Genomic DNA, 15,819 nt, shown 5'->3' on the forward strand with positions numbered 1-15,819 from the left:
CAACGGCTCCAACGCAGGACCACGACGACGCACCGGCACATCCGAAGAATCACTCACGCAAGATCTAACGACGGATCTCGGGCGCAGGACACTAGCCTGGTGGCGGGAGGCCGGTGAACCGGGCGTCGACCGTCTCGGTCTCACCGTCACCCCACGCGGTTGGCACGCCTGGCTCGACGATCCCGGTCAGGTGGTCTGACGGGTGGTCTGACGGCTGCGGTGGCGGGCCCCGGCCGTCGGGTGACGGCCGGGGCCGGGCCGTGTCAGCCGGTGGCCTCCGCGGCGAGGGTGCACAGGCGCTTGGTGGCGCGGGTGAGGGCGACGTACAGGTCGCGATCGCCGCCGGGGCGGGCGGCGGTGATGCCGTCCGGGTCGAACACGACGGCGGTGTCGAACTCCAGCCCGCGCGCCTGTGAGGCCGGCACCAGCCGGGCGTGCCGTTCGACGCCCGCGGCCGCGAGCTGCGCCGTCCGGTCGTCGGCGCAGATCACCCCGATCAACTCGCCGGGGTGCGTGGCGCCTTGCTCGCGCAGCTCCCGCAGGAGGGCGGTGACGAGCGACGCGCGGTCCGCGGCGAGGGTGCGCGGCACCTCGCCGTGCCGGATCGAGCGGATCGGTGTGCGGTCCGGGGCGATCCGGGCGAGCAGGTCCTCGGTGACGGCGAGGATCTCCTGGGTGGTCCGGTAGCTGACGGTCAGGGTGCGCAGGTCGTAGCGCCGTCCGAGGTCCGGGCCGAGCGCCTCCTTCCAGTCCCGGGCCACCGTCGCCGGGCCCGCCTGGGCGAAGTCCCCGACCAGGGTCATCGACCGGCCCGGGCAGCGGCGCACGATCATCCGCCACTGCATGGCGGTGAGTTCCTGCGCCTCGTCGACGACGACGTGCCCGAACGTCTGCTCCGGCGGGCCGTCGACCAGGCCGGCCGCCTCGTCGAGGAGCGGCACGTCGCCGTCCGTCCAGGGCGCCTCCGGCGTGCGCCGCAGCAGGGCCAACTGCCCGTCCGTGAACCGCTGCAGGTGCCCGGCCGGATCGTCGCCCTCCGCCAGCAGGGTGTGGACCACCTGGCCCGGCGTGAGCCGGGGCCACAGGTCTTCGACGGCCCGGTCGAGCGAGGCGTCGTCCAGCAGGTCGGCGCGGACGGCGTCGGCGTCGAACTCGTCGGCCCCGGTGGCCGGCGCGTCGTCGAGACCGAGGCGGCGCAGGTCCGCCGCGGCGGCCCGGTCGAGGTCGAGTCCGGTCAGCTCGGCGACCTGGGCGTCGATCTCCTCCAGCACCTCGGCGCCGCTGCGGGCCAGCTCGTCGACGAGGGCGTCGACCAGCAGCTCCTTGAACAGCCGGCGCGCCGGGTTGTGCGCGATACCGTTGCTCCGCGCCGACTCCCGGGCCCGGACGACCTCCGCCTCCGGGAGCCGGATCCACTCCCGGCCGACCCGGACCTCGAAGTCGCCGCCCGGGGCCTGCCGGGACCGGACCACGGCGGCCAGCGCGTCGGCGAGTACGGAACTCCCCTTGAGGCGCGCCACCTCGAAGGGGTCCGCCGCGCCCGCTGCGACGCCTGCCAGTTCCTCGCACGTCGCCAGGACGACGTCGTTCTCGCCGAGCGAGGGCAGCACCTGGGAGATGTAGTCGAGGAACCGCGCGTTCGGCCCCAGCACGAGCACACCGCGCTCGGCCGCCCTCGGGAACGCGTACAGCACGTACGCGGCCCGGTGCAGCGCCACCACCGTCTTCCCGGTGCCCGGACCGCCCTGCACCACCGTCACCCCGCGGTGCGGCGACCGGACGATCGCGTCCTGCTCGACCTGGAGCGTGGCGACCGCCGCCCCCATCCGGCCGGTCCGCCTGGCCTGGAGCGCCGCCGCCAACGGACCGTCACCGACCACGTCCTGCTCGGTCGGTGCGGAGCCGTCGAGCAGTTCGTCGCTCACCCCCACCACCGTCCGGCCCGTCAGCCGCAGATGGCGCCGTCGCCGCAGCCCCATCGGGTGCACCGGCGTCGCCTCGTAGAACGGCCGTGCGGCCTCGGCCCGCCAGTCCACCAGTACCGGCAGCTCATCGGAGTCCCGTTGCAGCCCCAGCCGCCCGATCCGCAGGACGGTCCCGTCCGCCAGGTCGATCCGGCCGAAGGCCAGCCCGTCCTCGGCCCCTTCCAACCGTCGCACCTCGCGCGCCAGTTGTCCGGCCGCCAAGTCCCTCTCGTACACCTCGCCCGCGCCGTCGGACGGCGCCGCGAGGACGCGCGCCAGCTGCTCCCGCACCCCGGCCAGCCGCTGGTCGAACAGGTCGCCCAGGGCGGAGACGTGCACCCGCTCAAGCTCCACCTCGCGGGCGGCAACCTCGTTGATCTGAGACAAGAAAGCCCTCTCGGCTCGATCCACCACTGTTTCGAGGCGCCACTATGCAGAGGGAATCCGGGAAAGTAAATATTGACCGAACCGGGTGGAATATGACCTCTGGTGCACACCACCGGGCCGACCTGCCGTTCCGGGGGAGGATGCCCTCGCCCCGTCGCCCGGTCGCGTGCTCGGCCGCGCCGGCCGGTCGAGGACTGCCGAGTGACTGCCAGTCCGACCAGGCGGTCGAGCCGGCGGTGACCTGCCGGATGTGCCGGATGTGCCGGATGCTGCCGCCGGTGAAGGGGGCGAAGACCTCCAGGCGGCCGTCGGTGTTCCGGGCGACGACCGGGGCTCCGGCGACACCGCCGACGAGCGGCCGCCAGTTCGACCAGCTCCCGTCGTCACCGGCGGTGTACTGCCAGCTGTGCCAGAGCGGCCCGCTCGCGCCGTCGTGGACGAAGATTTCCGAGCGGCCGTCCGCATTGCGCCCGACCCAGGAGAATTGGGCACGGCGGCGCGGGTTTCTGACTAGACATCGGGAGACCGGGAAGGCGACTGCCCAGGGCTCCGGCCGAGGCGCTCCCGGTCCGCGCGCTCCCCGTGCCCGAGGGCGCGCCGGAGAGGCGTCCGAGGGCGTCACGGCCGGTGCGCGCGTAACGTACAGGTGTCAACTACCTGCCGCCGGCCCGCACCGGGCCGGCCGGTCACCGGTCACCGGTCACCGGTCACGTAAGGGGAAGATCATGGAAGACCGAGCACTGGGCAGCCAGGGCCTGACCGTAGGCGTACAGGGTCTCGGCTGCATGGGGATGAGCGCCTTCTACGGCGCCACCGACGAGACCGAGTCCCTGGCGACCATCGACCGTGCGCTGGAGCTCGGCGTCACCCTGCTGGACACCGCCGAGAGCTACGGACCGTTCCGCAACGAGCAGCTGCTGGCCAAAGCGCTGCACGGGCGCCGGGCGGACGCGGTGGTGGCCACCAAGACCGGAGTGGAGCTCGCGGACGACGGTCGGGCGTCCGGGCTCAACGGCCACCCGGAGTACGTGCGGCGGGCGCTCGACCGGTCGCTGCGGCATTTGGGCACGGACTACGTCGACCTGTACTACCTGCACCGCATCGACCCCGGGGTGCCGATCGAGGAGACCGTCGGCGCGCTGGCCGAGCTGGTGGCCGCCGGCAAGATCCGCTACATCGGCGTCTGCGAGGCGTCCGCGCGGACCATCCGGCGTGCCCACGCCGTCCACCCGCTCACCGCCGTGCAGACCGAGTACTCGCTCTTCGAGCGCGGCATCGAGCACGACGGGGTGCGGGAGACGCTGCGGGAGCTGGGCATCGGTCTGGTCGCCTACTCCCCGCTGGGCCGCGGCTTCCTCTCCGGCGCGATCACCAGCCCCGACGACTTCGCCGCGGACGACTGGCGCCGGACGGATCCGCGCTTCCAGGGGAAGAACTTCGACCGCAACCTGGAGGTCGTGCGCGAGGTTCGCCGGATCGCCGCCGCCAAGGGCGTGACGCCCTCCCAGCTGGCGCTCGCCTGGGTCCGGCACCAGGGCGCCGTCGCCATCCCCGGCACCAAGCGCCGCAGCTACCTGGAGGAGAACGTCGCCGCGACCGAGGTGGCCCTCACCCCCGAGGACATCGCCGCGATCGAGGCGGTCGCACCCCACGGCGCGGTCACCGGCGACCGGTACCCGCCGGAGTACATGAAGACGCTCAACGGCTGACCGCCGGCCGACGGAGCCCGCGCTCCGGGGGTGTCAGCGCCACCAGGAGGGTGCGGCGGCCCGCGGCGTCCGGGACCAGGGGCGGGGTTGCCTGGGTGCGGCAGGGCCAGGCTCACCGGCCGCCGACAGGGTAGGAATGACCTCGTGCCGCCGGGCACCGCGGACCGCGGCCCGGCGATCCGATCCGCGTCGGATCGGCCCCGCGGGTGCGGTGCGGGACGCCCGGGCCTCCCGCACCGCACCGACGGAGCCGGCCTCCTCCTCCACCGGGTCGGGTCATGAGCGACAGCAGCAGTTCCTTGGGCGAGCACCTCCGAGCACGGCGCGAAGCCCTCCGGCCGCAGGGCGTGGGCCTGCCGGAGCACGGCCGCCGTCGGGTCCCGGGGCTGCGCCGCGAGGAGGTCGCGATGCTGGCGGGCGTGAGCGCCGACTACTACACGCGCCTGGAGCAGGGGCGCGAGACCAATCCCTCGCCCCAGGTCGTCGACGCCGTCGCGGCCGCCCTCCACCTCGACGGCGAGGCGCTCGACCACCTGCGCCGACTCGTCCGGGCACCCCAGGAACGCCGGGGCGCGCCCGCCGGGCACGAACGCGTCGGCCCCCAGCTGCGGCGACTGCTCGACAGCTGGCCCGACACGCCCGCCTTCGTCCTGGGGCCCGCCCTGGACGTCCTGGCGCACAACCGCCTCGCCGGCGCCCTGCACAGCGGGTTCCAGAGGTTCGACAACCTGGCCGGGATGGCCTTCCTCGACCCCGCCGGCCGCTCCTTCTACCGGGACTGGGAGCGCTCCGCGCACTCCTGCGTCGCCGAACTCCGCGCCGCCCACGGACACCACCCCGACTCGCCGCGGATCGCCGAAGTCGTCGCCACCCTGCGCGCGCGGAGCCCGGAGTTCGGCGAGCTGTGGGCCCGGCACGACGTGCGGGCCAAGACCCAGCAGTCGAAGCGGCTCGCGCACCCCGAGGTGGGCGCCCTGGAGATCGAGTTCTCCGCCTTCACCGTCAACGGCGCACCGCACCAGCAACTGGTCGTCTACCAGGCCGAACCCACCGCTGTCGCCGCCCTGGCCGGGCTCCGCGCCCGGGCCGGGCTCACCCCGGCGACGCGGGTGGCACCCGCCCGCGCGCTCAGCACCGGCTGACCCGGCGCCCCCTTCGCGGCACACCCCCGACCCCGCGTGCCCTCCCGCCACACCCGCAACCCGGCCCGCCTCCATCGAGGCGGGCCGGGTGTTCCGCATTCCTCGGCGCGGGTCGGCACCGCCGCGCGCCGCGGCGGGTGGGTGCCCGGCACCCGGGGACGGCGCGGCCTGGTTCCGGCCACGGCGGAGCAGCAGGCTGGCTCCGCGGCAGTCGCCGCACCCACCGCCGGAAGGGAACCCCGTGCACGTCCCCCACACCCGCCCCACCGCCGAAGACGCCGCCCTCGCCCGGATCCGGAGCCTGCCCGCCGACCGGCGGCGGATCCTGTTCACCGGCGCCACCGTCGTCACCATGGACCCGGCGCTCGGCGTCCTCGACCGGGGCGACGTGCTCGTCGAGGGTGACACCGTCGCCGCCGTCGGGCCCGGCCTGAGCGCGGTCGACGCCGTGGTCGTCGACGCCACCGGCACGATCCTCTGCCCCGGTTTCGTCGACACCCACCGCCACGCCTGGGAGGCCCAGTTGCGCCGGATCATGCCGGACGTCGACGACCTGGGCGGCTACGTCACCGCGACCCTGGCCGGTTACGCCACCGTCTACCGGCCCGAGGACATGTACACCGGGACCAGGCTGGCCGCCCTGACCGCGATCGACAGCGGTATCACCACCATGCTCGACTTCTCCCACAACTCCCGCACCGGCGGCCACTCCGACGCCGCCGTCCAGGCCCTCCTCGACACCGGCATCCGCGGCGTGCACGCCTCCATGGGCCCGCACTTCGGCACCTGGGACCAGCAGTGGCCCGGCGACCTCACCCGGCTCAGGGACCGCTACTTCGGCAGCGACGACCAACTGCTCACCCTGCGCCTGGCAGCCCTGGCCACCGAGGAGATCGCCGGCCCCGCGCTCGCCTACGGTCCCGAACTCGCCCGCGTCGCCGAGGACCTGGGCATCGGCGTGAGCGTGGACGCCGTCTTCGGCACGGCCTCCTCCGAGGCCGTGCTCCGCTGGGCGGAGCACGGCATCCTCGGCCCCGACGTCACCCTGATCCACGCCACCGGGCTCACCTCCGACGCCTGGAAGGCCATCGGGGAGACCGGCACCACCGTGGCACTCGCCCCCACCTCCGACGCCCAGATCGGCCTGGAGACCGCGATCCCCGCCGTGGACGAGGCCCTCGCCGCCGGCGTCCGCCCCGGCCTGAGCATCGACGTCGAAGTCGCCCTGGCCAGCGACATGTTCACCCAGATGCGGACCCTGCACGCCATCCAGCGAATGCGCGCCGTCAACGCCGCCCACGGCACCGACCGGCAGCCCTCCCGGATCACCACCCACGACGTGCTGGACTTCGCCACCCTCCAGGGCGCCCGCACCAACGGCCTCGCCGCCGTCACCGGCTCCCTCACCCCCGGCAAGAAGGCCGACCTGCTGGTGGTCCGGGCCGAGGACCTCAACAACATGCCGCTCAACGACCCGATCGGCACGCTCGTCCTCGGCTCCGACGCCCGCAACATCGCCGCGGTCCTGATCGACGGTGAGCCCCGCAAGTGGAACGGACACGTCCTCGACGTCGACCTGACCGCCCTGCGCGCCGACGTCCACGCCTCCCGCGCCCACGTGCTGAGCGCCCCGCCCACGTCCTGAGCGCCCCTGAGGCCCGGGGGGCACGTCACCACACCGCCGGTGACGTGGCCGGGGCCGGTCCCTCACCGGCCGCCGACGAGCGGCTCAGGCGACGAGCGGCTCGGGCGACGACGACCGCCTCCGGCCGACCCGAGCAGCGCACCGGCCGGGCACCGTCGGGAGACGGCCCTTCCTCGGGAGAGGGCCTTCCTCAGGCGGGTTCCGCCGAGCCGGTGAGCCGGAGCTTGCGCTGGGCGCGCTGGTAGAAGGTGGTGCGGCCGAGCCGGACGACCCGCGAGGCGGCGGGGAGCATCGTCACCTCGACGACGTCGCCCGGCCGGACGCGGCCGACCAGCAGGCCGTCGGCCTCGATGGCGAGGTCCCCGCTGTGCGGCAGGACCTCCAGGGCGAGCCGCTCCCCAGCGGAGAGGAACACGGACCGGTTGAACGCCGCGTGCGGGGCCACCGGCGTCACCAGCAGGCCCTCGGCGTTGGGGGAGACGATCGGCCCGCCGGCGGAGAAGCTGTACGCCGTGGAGCCGGTCGGCGTGGCCACGACGACGGCGTCGGCGGTGTACGACACGAAGGGCTGCCCCTGGACCCGGACCGCCACGGCCGCCGACCTGTGCCCGGGGCTGCGCAGCAGCACCACGTCGTTGAGCGCCGTCTCCCGGGAGTCACCGAACGTGGCCTGGACACCGGAGCGGGACTCCACGGTGAACCGCAGATCGTCGATCGCGTCGAGGGCGTCCGGCAGCTCCGGGATGTCGACCTCGGCGAGGAAGCCCAGCCGCCCGACGTTCACGCCCAGCACCGGGACCCGGCTCCCGGCGACCAGCCGCATCGCGCGCAGCATCGTGCCGTCCCCGCCCAGGCTGATCAGCAGATCGGCGGTGGCGGCCATCTCCTCGGCCCCGACCGCCACGGCGTCGCACCCGATCCGGGCCACCTCCGCCGTCAGTCCGAGGACCTTGGCGTCCCGCGCCCGGCTCCAGCGGACCACGGTGGCCACGGTGGGTGCGCTGGTCCGTTCGGGGTGGAGCACCAGCCCCACCGTGCCGATGAATCCCATCCCGGACCTCCTCGATCCCGATCGGCCCGCCTCGCTCCTCCCAGCATCCACCCGGACCGGGGGCGACGTCACCGCGACCCGGGCCGGCGCCCCCGGCACGCCGCCCCGGGCGGCCACGGTGCGTCATCGGTCGGGCGCCCGTCCCGTCCGCGATGATCGGGCGATGACCCTTCCGCTCCCCGCCGGCAGCCGCACCACGACCAGGCTGATCACCGCCGCGACCCTGCTGTTCGTGGCCTCGGAACCCGCACCGGCCGTCACCGGCCCCGCAGGCCCGGAGTCCGGCCGCTGCTCCTCGGTGGCCCACTCCCGGCCCGCCGAGGAGCTGACCCGCGCGATCACCCGCGTGGTGTCGGAGCGTCACAGCACCGTCGCCGTCGCGGTCGAGGACCCGGGCACCGGGCTGTCCTGCGCGGTCCGGGCCCGCGAGCGGTTCGACTCGGCCAGTGTCATCAAGGTGACGATCATGGGTGCGGTGCTGCGCCGCGCCCAGGACGAAGGGCGCGCGCTGACGCCGTTCGAGGAGGACAACCTGCGGCCGATGATCGTCCAGTCGGACAACGACGCGGCCACCGCCCTCTGGCGGGACCTGGGGCGGGCGCGGCTGGCGGAGTTCCTGCGCCTCTCCGGCATGGCGGACACCGTCCTCGCGGACGGCGACCGGTGGGGGCGCACCCAGATCACCGCCGGAGACGAGATGAAGCAGCTCGCCGTCTTCGCCGCACCGGGCCCGGTGCTCACCCCGGAGCACCGCGCGTTCGGCCTGGACCTGATGAACCAGGTCGAGGAGGACCAGGCCTGGGGCGCCCCGCTCGGCGCCCCCGACGGCACCACCGTCCACGTGAAGAACGGCTGGGCGCCGCGGGAGCGCCACGCCTGGCACGTGCACAGCCTCGGGATCTTCACCGACCCGGGCGAGCCGTACCGCATCGCGATCCTCACCCGGGACAACCCCAGCGAGGAGTACGGGATCGACACCGTCCAGGCGGTCGCGCAGGTCGTCCACGCCGCCCGGGTGGCGGCGAGCCGGTGACCGACCGCCGCCCTCGATCGCCTTCGTGGTCCGTGCGGCGCCCCCGTTGGATCCGGCGGCGAAGACGACGGCGTCGGCGTTCCCGAAGGCCTCCGCCAGCTCCGGCACGGACGGTCCGGCGAGGTGTCCGACCAGCGCGTGGACACCCGGCTCGGCGAGCTCCGCCCGCTGTTCCTCATGGCGTACGAGGCCACGGACGGTGTCGCCGCTGGCGAGCGGCTCCCGCGTGAGCAGGGCGCCGACCTTGCCCGTGATACCGAGGATGAAGACGTCCACCACGAAGGCTCCGATCGTTTCGGCAGGTCGGTCCGGGGGAGGGGCATCCGGCAGCGCCCGGGGGTCCTGGGCGGGCGTCAGACGAAGGCGCCGATGCCCGTCGCGGCGCGGCCGACGATCAGGGTGTTGATCTCCCGGGTGCCCTCGTAGGAGTAGAGCGCCTCGGCGTCGGCGACGAAGCGGGCGATGCTGTAGTCCAGCACGATGCCGTTGCCCGCCAGCAGCTCGCGGCCCCAGCCGACGGTCTCCCGCATCCGGCTGGTGCAGTACGCCTTGGCCAGCGCGGAGTGCTCGTCCCGGAACGTGCCGGCGTCCTCCAGCTGCGCCAGCCGCACCACCATGCCCAGGCAGGCGGTGGCGTTGCCGAGCATCCGCACCAGCAGGTCCTGGACGAGCTGGAAGCGGGCGATCGGGCCGCCGAACTGCTCGCGCTCACGGGTGTAGTCCAGGGCGATCCGGTAGGCGCCCAGCATCACCCCGACCGCCTCCCAGGCCACCCCGCTCCGGGTGTGCCGCAGCACGTCGGCGGTGTCGCGGAAGCCCTCCGCCCGCTGCAGCCGGTCCGCTTCGGGGACCAGGCACTCGGTGAGCACCACGTCCGCGTTCTCCACGGTGCGCAGGGCCATCTTGTTCTCGATCCTGGTGGCGGTGAAGCCGGGGTTGTCACCGTGCACCACGAAGCCCAGGACGTGGCCGCTCTCCTCGTCCTTGGCCCAGACGACCACCAGGTCCGCGAAGGTCGCGTTGCCGATCCAGCGCTTGGCGCCGTTGAGCACCCAGGTGTCGCCCTCCCGCCGGGCGGTGGTGCGCAGCCCGGCGGCGACGTCGGAGCCGCCCTGCGGCTCGGTCAGCGCGAAGGCGCCGATCTGCTCCATCCGGGTCATCGCCGGGAGCCAGCGCTCGCGCTGCTCCGGCGAGCCGCAACGGGCGATGCTGCCCATCGCCAGCCCGGCGTGGACCCCGTAGAAGGTCGACAGGGAGGCGTCCACCCTGGCCATCTCCAGGGCGATGAAGCCGTTCAGCAGGCTGCTGGCGGGATTCTCCCGGTAGGCGAGGCCGCAGATGCCCAGCTCGGCGTAGCGGGGGATCAGGTGGTGCGGGAACGCGGCCCGGCCCCACCACTCGTTGGCGTGCGGGGCGACCTCCTGCCGCAGGAAGTCACGGACCCGCCGCAGCACCTCGGCCTCCTCGGGGACCAGCAGGTCCTCGAACCGGTACAGGTCCTCGACCAGTACGTCGTCGGTCATGGGTGTGCTCCTCGGCTCGGTGACGACAGGGGCGGCGACATCGGTGCCGCCACCGTGCCCCGCCTACCCCTTGATCGCCCTCCAAACGCAGCCCGGCGGACGGGTGACCCCGTACGGCACCGGCCCGGCCGCGGTCGACGTGCGGGAGGCGCGGATGCCGGCGGGCCGCCTCACGGCTCCTGGGCGCGGCCCGCGGCGGCGGCCCAGGCGAGGCCGATCACCACGGCGAGCACCATCAGCACCGCGCCGAGCCCGATGGACGTCCAGCCGCCGCTGGTCAGGCTGTTCAACTGCTCCTGGTAGGTGGAGTCGTGGGGCTCGGGCATGCCCTCGGAGAACGAGCCGGTGACCTTGGGGTGACAGACGTCGCCCGGCACCATCGGTTTGCCGTAGCAGGTGGGTACGGCGGTGTTCAGCTTGCTGACGCCGGACAGGATCAGGCCCGCCCCGCCGGCGAGTACGAGCAGCAGGATGACGAATCCCATGACCGGTGCGGACCCCCGTCCCGGCGCTGCCGCCGAACCGGCGCGCCCTCGTTCGCTTCGACGCGGCACCCGGCCCGGCCGGTTCCGCTGCCCGGCGGGTTCCTCGCCCCGACCGGGTTCCCCGCCTCGCCCGGCTCCCGGCCCGGGCGGGCGGGTTCAGCCGTGGGCCGCCTTGCCGTCGGCGGCGATCGCCGCCAGTCCCTTGTCGGTCGGGCCGTAGATCCGCCCGCCGCCCGCCCAGTACGGCACGGGGGTCGTCGAACCTCCGTTGGGGTGGAACCCGAAGGTCCAGCGGGGTGCGCCGGTGGCCGGGTCCAGCGCCCAGACCTTGCCGTGGACCCAGATGTAGACGGTGCCGTCCGCGTAGTGCGCCGCCATGTCGAGGAGCGGCGCGCTCGGCAGCGAGCCCGACCAGTGGACGGCGCCGGTCCGGGCGTCGAAGGACTGGACGACCACCACTCCCTTCGCGTAGTGCGATCCCACGGCGAAGACGGCGGTGCCGTCGGGGCTCGCCACGGCGCTCCGGAAGTTCCACTCCCCGGCCGACTGCCACACCACCTTGCCGTCCGCCGGGTCGACCGCGTACAGCCGGTCGGCGAGGTGGAGGAAGTAGCCGCCGGCCGAGGTGTGCGGGCCGTCGGCGAAGTAGGGCAGCCCGGGCACGAGGGCGCCACTGCCGGGGGCCGGCTGCTCCCAGAGGCTCTTTCCGCCGTTGCCGGTGTCGAGCGCCTCCAGCTTCCCGGTCCTCCGGTAGGTGGTGAGGTCCATCGCGTAGGTCTCGAACAGCAGGCGGGTCCCGGCGGACGGGACGGCGAGCCTGGAGTTCTCCAGGACGTCGTGCGGGCGCACCAGTTGCCACCGGAGCCGGCCCGTGGCCGGCTCCACCGCCCAGACGAAGGCCGCCGCGTAGGTGACCGGTGCGGTCGGGTCGGCCAGGTGGAAGGTGCCCTTCGCCTCGCCGGCGACGTAGACGAGGCCGTCGAGGAGGCCGACCACCGAGGCGGACGGCGAGACGTGCAGGTCCGGCGGGGAGAGGGTCCAGGCGGCGGCGCCGGTCGCGAGGTCGACGGCCTTGAGGGCGTACGTCAGGTTGCCGGGGCCGCCGTAGCCCATCAGGTAGGCCATGGTGGCGTCGACGGCCACCGGGCGGTCGCCGAGGCCGGCGCCGGACGGCGAGGTGTAGTTGGTCAACGGCCCCCAGCGGGTCTGCCCGGCGCGGTCGACCGCCCACACGCCCGTCATCCCGGCGGCCACGACGGTGTCGCCGCTCCCGGTCAGCGCGATCACCGGTTCGACCAGCGGAGCCGTCCAGAGCGGGGTGGCCACCACGTCCGTGTCCAGCGAGCGCGAGGAGTCGGTCGGGTCGGCGGCCGGCGCCGTCGCCGGCGGGCCACCGGCACCGGGGGTCTTCGGCTTCTCGGGCGCGCCGCCGCCGGTGAGGAACACCGTGCCGCCGCCGGCCGCGGCCACCACGACCCCGCCGGCCAGGCCGAGCAGCAGCTTGCGGCGACCGGGCCGGGGCCGGACGTCGACCGGTCCGAGCCGCACCGTCTGCCGCGCGGTCGGCGGCGAGTCCGGGCCCGCCGCCGGCTGCCCGGGCGGCAGGGGCGGCAGGGGAGACAGCCCGGACGGCGGCTGGGCCGCCGCGGCGGACGACGGGGCCATCACGGCCGCCGCCTCCTCGATCGCCGCGACCAGCGCGGGGTGCAGCCACGTCCCCGGGGTCAGCGGTCCCGCGCCCTGGGAGGCGGCGAGCTGCTGCGGCGTCGGCCGGTCGCCCGGGGCCTTGGCCAGGCAGGCGGCGACCAGCAACCGAACTCCGGCGGGCACCGCCGTGAGGTCCGGCTCCTCGTGCACCACCTGGTACAGGACCTGTAGCGGATGCCCGCCGCCGAACGGCGCGGTCCCGCCGGTACCGGCGTAGGCCAGCGTCGAGCCGAGCGAGAACACGTCGCTCGGCGGGCCCGCCCGCTCGCCGCTCGCCTGTTCCGGCGACATGAAGGCGGCCGAGCCGAGGACGGTGCCCTCGGCGGTCAGTGCGGTGCCGTCGGCCGCCCGGGCGATGCCGAAGTCGATGACGTGCGGCCCGTCCAGCGCCAGCAGCACGTTGCTCGGCTTGAGGTCCCGGTGGGTCAGCCCGGCGGCGTGGATGTTCCTCAGTTCCTCGGCTATCCCGGCCGCCAGGATGCGCAGCACGTGCTCGGGGAACGCGCCGACCAGCCGGACCGCCTCGTCCAGCGCGATCCCGGGCACGAAGGCGGTCGCCATCCAGGGCACGGGCGCGTCGGTGTCGGCGTCCACGACCGGGGCGGTGAACGCGGAGGAGGCCGCCCGGGCCGCGTTCACCTCGGCCCGGAAGCGGGCGCGGAACCCCGGGTCGGCGGCCAGTTCGGGCCGGACCACCTTGACCGCGACGGTCCGGCCGCCCGCCGACCGGCCGAGGTAGACCACCCCCATGCCCCCGGCGCCCAGCCTGCCGAGCAGGGCGTACGGGCCGATCCGGGTGGGGTCGGCGGGTTCCAGCCGGCGCATGCTCAGGCCCCTTTCGCGGGCAGCGAGGTGATCGTCCGGGTCGTCGTGTCGGAGACGCAGAGCCGTCCGGCGCCGGCGCTCCAGGCCAGCTTCGTGGCGTCCCGGCCCTTGAGCCCGGAGTACTTCCAGCGGGCCTTGCCGTCGGCCGGGTCGAGCGCCCACAGCACGGCGTCGGCGCCCATCCGGTAGAGGTTGCCGTCGGCGCGGAGCAGGCGGGCCCCGAGGAAGGGGGCGTCGGGGGAGTCGGGCGGCAGCGGGGTCCGCCAGCCGGGGCGGCCGTTCGCCGGGTCCACGGTGCCGATCGAGCAACCGCCGTCCCCGTCCCGCCAGAGGAGGTAGAGCAGGCGGCCGTCCTCGCTGGTGGCGAAGCCGTCACCGAGCTTCGAGGCGCCGACGACGCCGCTCGCCGTCCACGCCGGGCCGCCGGTGTCCGGGTCCAGGGCGGTCAGCGTGCCGTCCTTGTCCGGGGCGAGCACGTACCTCCCGGCGGTTCCGAGACCGAACGCGGCGAGCCTGCGTTCCCAGACGGTCCCGCCCTTCGCGTCCAGGGCCTTCAGCTGGTCGAGGTCGGAGACCACGATCCGGTCGTCCGTCGGCACCGTCGACTGGAGCAGCATGGTGTCCTCGCCGTGGAACCAGAGGCTCTGCCGGGTGGCGAGGTCCACCGCCCAGACGTGGGTGCCGGCCGGGACGAGGTCACCGTGGTCGTTGCCGTCGCCGAAGCCGAGCCAGTAGGCCTTGCCGGCGCGGATCCCGGCGAAGGAGAGGACGCCCGCCGCGTTCTTCCGGCCCTGCGGCAGCCGCCAGTCGAGTCTGCCCTCGGCCAGGGTGAACGCCAGGAGCTCGGGCGCCGTGGGTGACCCTCCGATGGCGTAGAGCCGGTCGCCGTCGAGCCCGGCGACGGACCGCGGGGTGGTCGGGTCGATCGCGAAGGCGCCGCCCACGGTGGCGCCGTCCACCGTCCACTTGGTGCGGCCGGTGTCGTCCACCCCCCAGATGTTGAGGATGGAGACGCCGACCACCACGCCGTCCGCGGAGAGCACCTGGGGACAGGGGTTCGGCTGGGTCGCCTGCCAGCTCGGCCCGATCTCGGGCACGTCGGCGCCCGAGGGGCGGACGGGGGCGGACGGCGTGCTGCCGCCCGTGCTGCCGGCCGTGGCGCCGCGGCCGCCCCGGTCGTTCAGCAGCGCGATCGTGGTGGCGGCCCCCGCCGCCGCGAGCACGCCGCCGCCGACGCCGAACAGCACCGTCCGGCGGCTCGGGCGGCGGGCGGGCACCGCGTCCTCGGGCGGCCGGCCCCCGGGGCCGGGGTCGGCGGGCAGCGGAGTCGTCGCGGGGGGAGCGCCGGGCGGGCCCGGGTCCGGGAGGGGCAGGGCGGTCAGCACACCGCGTGCGGCGATCACGTCCGTCGCGACGGCCGGCGGGAGCCAGCCGTCCGCCGGGTCCGGGCGGCCGATCCGCTCCACCAGCTCGACCAGTTGGCGCGGTGTCGGGCGGTGGTTCGGGTTCTTTGCGAGGCACCCGGCGACCAGGTGCCGGATCCCGTCCGGGAGGCCGCTCAGGTCCGGGTCGGTGTTCACCACCCGGAACAGCACCGCCGCGCCGGCGCCGTCGCCGAACAGCCGGGTGCCGAGCGCGGCGTAGGCGACCGTCGAGCCCAGCGCGAACACGTCGCTCGCCGGGGTGAGCGGCTCGCCCAGCGCCTGTTCCGGCGACATGTACGGCGCCGACCCGATGACCGCGCCGGTCGTGGTCAGCCCGGTGCCGTCGGCCGCCCGGGAGATCCCGAAGTCGATGACGTGCGGCCCGTCCAGTGCCAGCAGCACGTTGCCGGGCTTCAGGTCACGGTGGATCAGCCCGGCCCGGTGCACCTCGGTTAGCGCCTCCGCCAGCCCGGCGGCCAGCGTCCGCACGGTCACCCCGGGCAGCGGGCCGTGCCGGGCCACCGCGTCCTGGAGCGGGACGCCGACCACGAACGCGGTCGCCATCCAGGGCGTGGCGGCCTCGGTGTCGGCGTCCACCACCGGGGCGGTGAACGCCCCGGAGACCTGCCGGGCCGCCGCGACCTCCTGCCGGAAGCGCGCCCGGAAGGACCCGTCCCCGGCCAGCTCCGGCCGCACCACCTTGACCGCGACGGTCCGCCCGCCGGCCGACCGCCCCAGATACACCGCGCCCATGCCGCCGGCCCCGAGCCGCCCCATCAGCGTGTACGGCCCGGCCTGACGTGGGTCCCCGGCCCCGAGTCGCTCCAACGTGTCCCCCTCCCGTGAGCCCTCACAGGCTAGGGGGAACGGTGGGGTCATGACAGGCGATCACCGGTTTCCCGCAGGAACCCGATCCGGCCGGCT

12 protein-coding genes and 1 pseudogene are annotated in these 15,819 nt (G+C 74.8%); 5 read left to right on the forward strand and 8 right to left on the reverse strand.

Annotated features, from left to right (window positions below; all coding sequences use genetic code 11):
* A partial coding sequence (locus ACZ34W_RS25155; RefSeq protein WP_465607251.1) for a hypothetical protein occupies nucleotides 1-199 on the forward strand: 199 nt, incomplete at its 5' end.
* Between the two features lie 64 nt (nucleotides 200-263).
* Here the strand turns inward: ACZ34W_RS25155 and ACZ34W_RS25160 are convergent.
* Nucleotides 264-2,351, reverse strand: coding sequence for a HelD family protein (locus tag ACZ34W_RS25160; RefSeq protein ID WP_465607253.1), 2,088 nt, complete (start codon nucleotides 2,349-2,351; stop codon nucleotides 264-266).
* On the reverse strand, nucleotides 2,308-2,973 hold the full coding sequence (locus tag ACZ34W_RS25165; RefSeq protein WP_465607255.1) for a DUF8189 domain-containing protein: 666 nt from the start codon (nucleotides 2,971-2,973) through the stop codon (nucleotides 2,308-2,310). Before ACZ34W_RS25165 ends, ACZ34W_RS25160 begins: the two co-directional genes overlap by 44 nt.
* 103 nt (nucleotides 2,974-3,076) lie before the next feature.
* On the opposite strand from ACZ34W_RS25165, the gene ACZ34W_RS25170 reads away from it, so the two are divergent.
* The 3 genes from ACZ34W_RS25170 to ACZ34W_RS25180 all read left to right on the forward strand — a co-directional run bounded on the left by ACZ34W_RS25170 (nucleotide 3,077) and on the right by ACZ34W_RS25180 (nucleotide 6,847).
* Nucleotides 3,077-4,060 (forward strand): aldo/keto reductase, encoded by a 984-nt coding sequence (locus tag ACZ34W_RS25170; RefSeq protein WP_396489303.1) that lies wholly within the window; start codon nucleotides 3,077-3,079, stop codon nucleotides 4,058-4,060.
* A gap of 278 nt (nucleotides 4,061-4,338) precedes the next feature.
* The gene (locus ACZ34W_RS25175; RefSeq protein WP_465607258.1) at nucleotides 4,339-5,202 is read left to right on the forward strand and encodes a helix-turn-helix domain-containing protein; all 864 of its coding nucleotides are present in this window, start codon (nucleotides 4,339-4,341) and stop codon (nucleotides 5,200-5,202) included.
* A gap of 241 nt (nucleotides 5,203-5,443) precedes the next feature.
* Nucleotides 5,444-6,847, forward strand: a complete 1,404-nt coding sequence (locus ACZ34W_RS25180) for an amidohydrolase family protein (RefSeq protein ID WP_465607260.1) — start codon at nucleotides 5,444-5,446, stop codon at nucleotides 6,845-6,847.
* A gap of 190 nt (nucleotides 6,848-7,037) precedes the next feature.
* On the opposite strand, the gene ACZ34W_RS25185 is transcribed toward ACZ34W_RS25180, so the two are convergent.
* On the reverse strand, nucleotides 7,038-7,898 hold the full coding sequence (locus ACZ34W_RS25185; protein WP_465607262.1) for an NAD(+)/NADH kinase: 861 nt from the start codon (nucleotides 7,896-7,898) through the stop codon (nucleotides 7,038-7,040).
* Between the two features lie 163 nt (nucleotides 7,899-8,061).
* Between ACZ34W_RS25185 and ACZ34W_RS25190 the strand changes: the two genes are divergently transcribed.
* Entirely contained in the window at nucleotides 8,062-8,931 is an 870-nt protein-coding gene (locus ACZ34W_RS25190; RefSeq protein ID WP_465607264.1) for a serine hydrolase, read from the forward strand.
* A gap of 30 nt (nucleotides 8,932-8,961) precedes the next feature.
* On the opposite strand, the pseudogene ACZ34W_RS25195 reads toward ACZ34W_RS25190, so the two are convergent.
* The 5 genes and pseudogenes from ACZ34W_RS25195 to ACZ34W_RS25215 form a co-directional block, all read right to left on the reverse strand.
* Nucleotides 8,962-9,210, reverse strand: a pseudogene (locus tag ACZ34W_RS25195) (NAD(P)H-binding protein); the annotation flags it as partial.
* A gap of 74 nt (nucleotides 9,211-9,284) precedes the next feature.
* Nucleotides 9,285-10,454: an acyl-CoA dehydrogenase family protein gene (locus ACZ34W_RS25200; RefSeq protein ID WP_329485452.1), complete on the reverse strand. Its 1,170-nt coding sequence runs from the start codon at nucleotides 10,452-10,454 to the stop codon at nucleotides 9,285-9,287.
* A gap of 170 nt (nucleotides 10,455-10,624) precedes the next feature.
* Entirely contained in the window at nucleotides 10,625-10,939 is a 315-nt protein-coding gene (locus ACZ34W_RS25205; protein ID WP_465607267.1) for a hypothetical protein, read from the reverse strand.
* Nucleotides 10,940-11,095: 156 nt separating this feature from the next.
* Nucleotides 11,096-13,471 (reverse strand): protein kinase domain-containing protein, encoded by a 2,376-nt coding sequence (locus ACZ34W_RS25210; RefSeq protein WP_465607269.1) that lies wholly within the window; start codon nucleotides 13,469-13,471, stop codon nucleotides 11,096-11,098.
* 2 nt (nucleotides 13,472-13,473) lie between these two features.
* Nucleotides 13,474-15,723: a protein kinase domain-containing protein gene (locus ACZ34W_RS25215; RefSeq protein ID WP_465607271.1), complete on the reverse strand. Its 2,250-nt coding sequence runs from the start codon at nucleotides 15,721-15,723 to the stop codon at nucleotides 13,474-13,476.
* Between the last annotated feature and the right edge of the window lie 96 nt (nucleotides 15,724-15,819).

Source organism: Kitasatospora sp. NPDC022856, from assembly GCF_055561235.1.

Bases quoted from the DNA above. Each gene is read 5' to 3' on its own strand.
- ACZ34W_RS25170 (WP_396489303.1), top strand. From the start codon at position 3,077: ATGGAAGACCGAGCACTGGGCAGCCAGGGCCTGACCGTAGGCGTACAG.
- ACZ34W_RS25175 (WP_465607258.1), top strand. From the start codon at position 4,339: ATGAGCGACAGCAGCAGTTCCTTGGGCGAGCACCTCCGAGCACGGCGC.
- ACZ34W_RS25185 (WP_465607262.1), bottom strand. From the start codon at position 7,898: ATGGGATTCATCGGCACGGTGGGGCTGGTGCTCCACCCCGAACGGACC.
- ACZ34W_RS25190 (WP_465607264.1), top strand. From the start codon at position 8,062: ATGACCCTTCCGCTCCCCGCCGGCAGCCGCACCACGACCAGGCTGATC.
- ACZ34W_RS25200 (WP_329485452.1), bottom strand. From the start codon at position 10,454: ATGACCGACGACGTACTGGTCGAGGACCTGTACCGGTTCGAGGACCTG.
- ACZ34W_RS25205 (WP_465607267.1), bottom strand. From the start codon at position 10,939: ATGGGATTCGTCATCCTGCTGCTCGTACTCGCCGGCGGGGCGGGCCTG.
- ACZ34W_RS25210 (WP_465607269.1), bottom strand. From the start codon at position 13,471: ATGCGCCGGCTGGAACCCGCCGACCCCACCCGGATCGGCCCGTACGCC.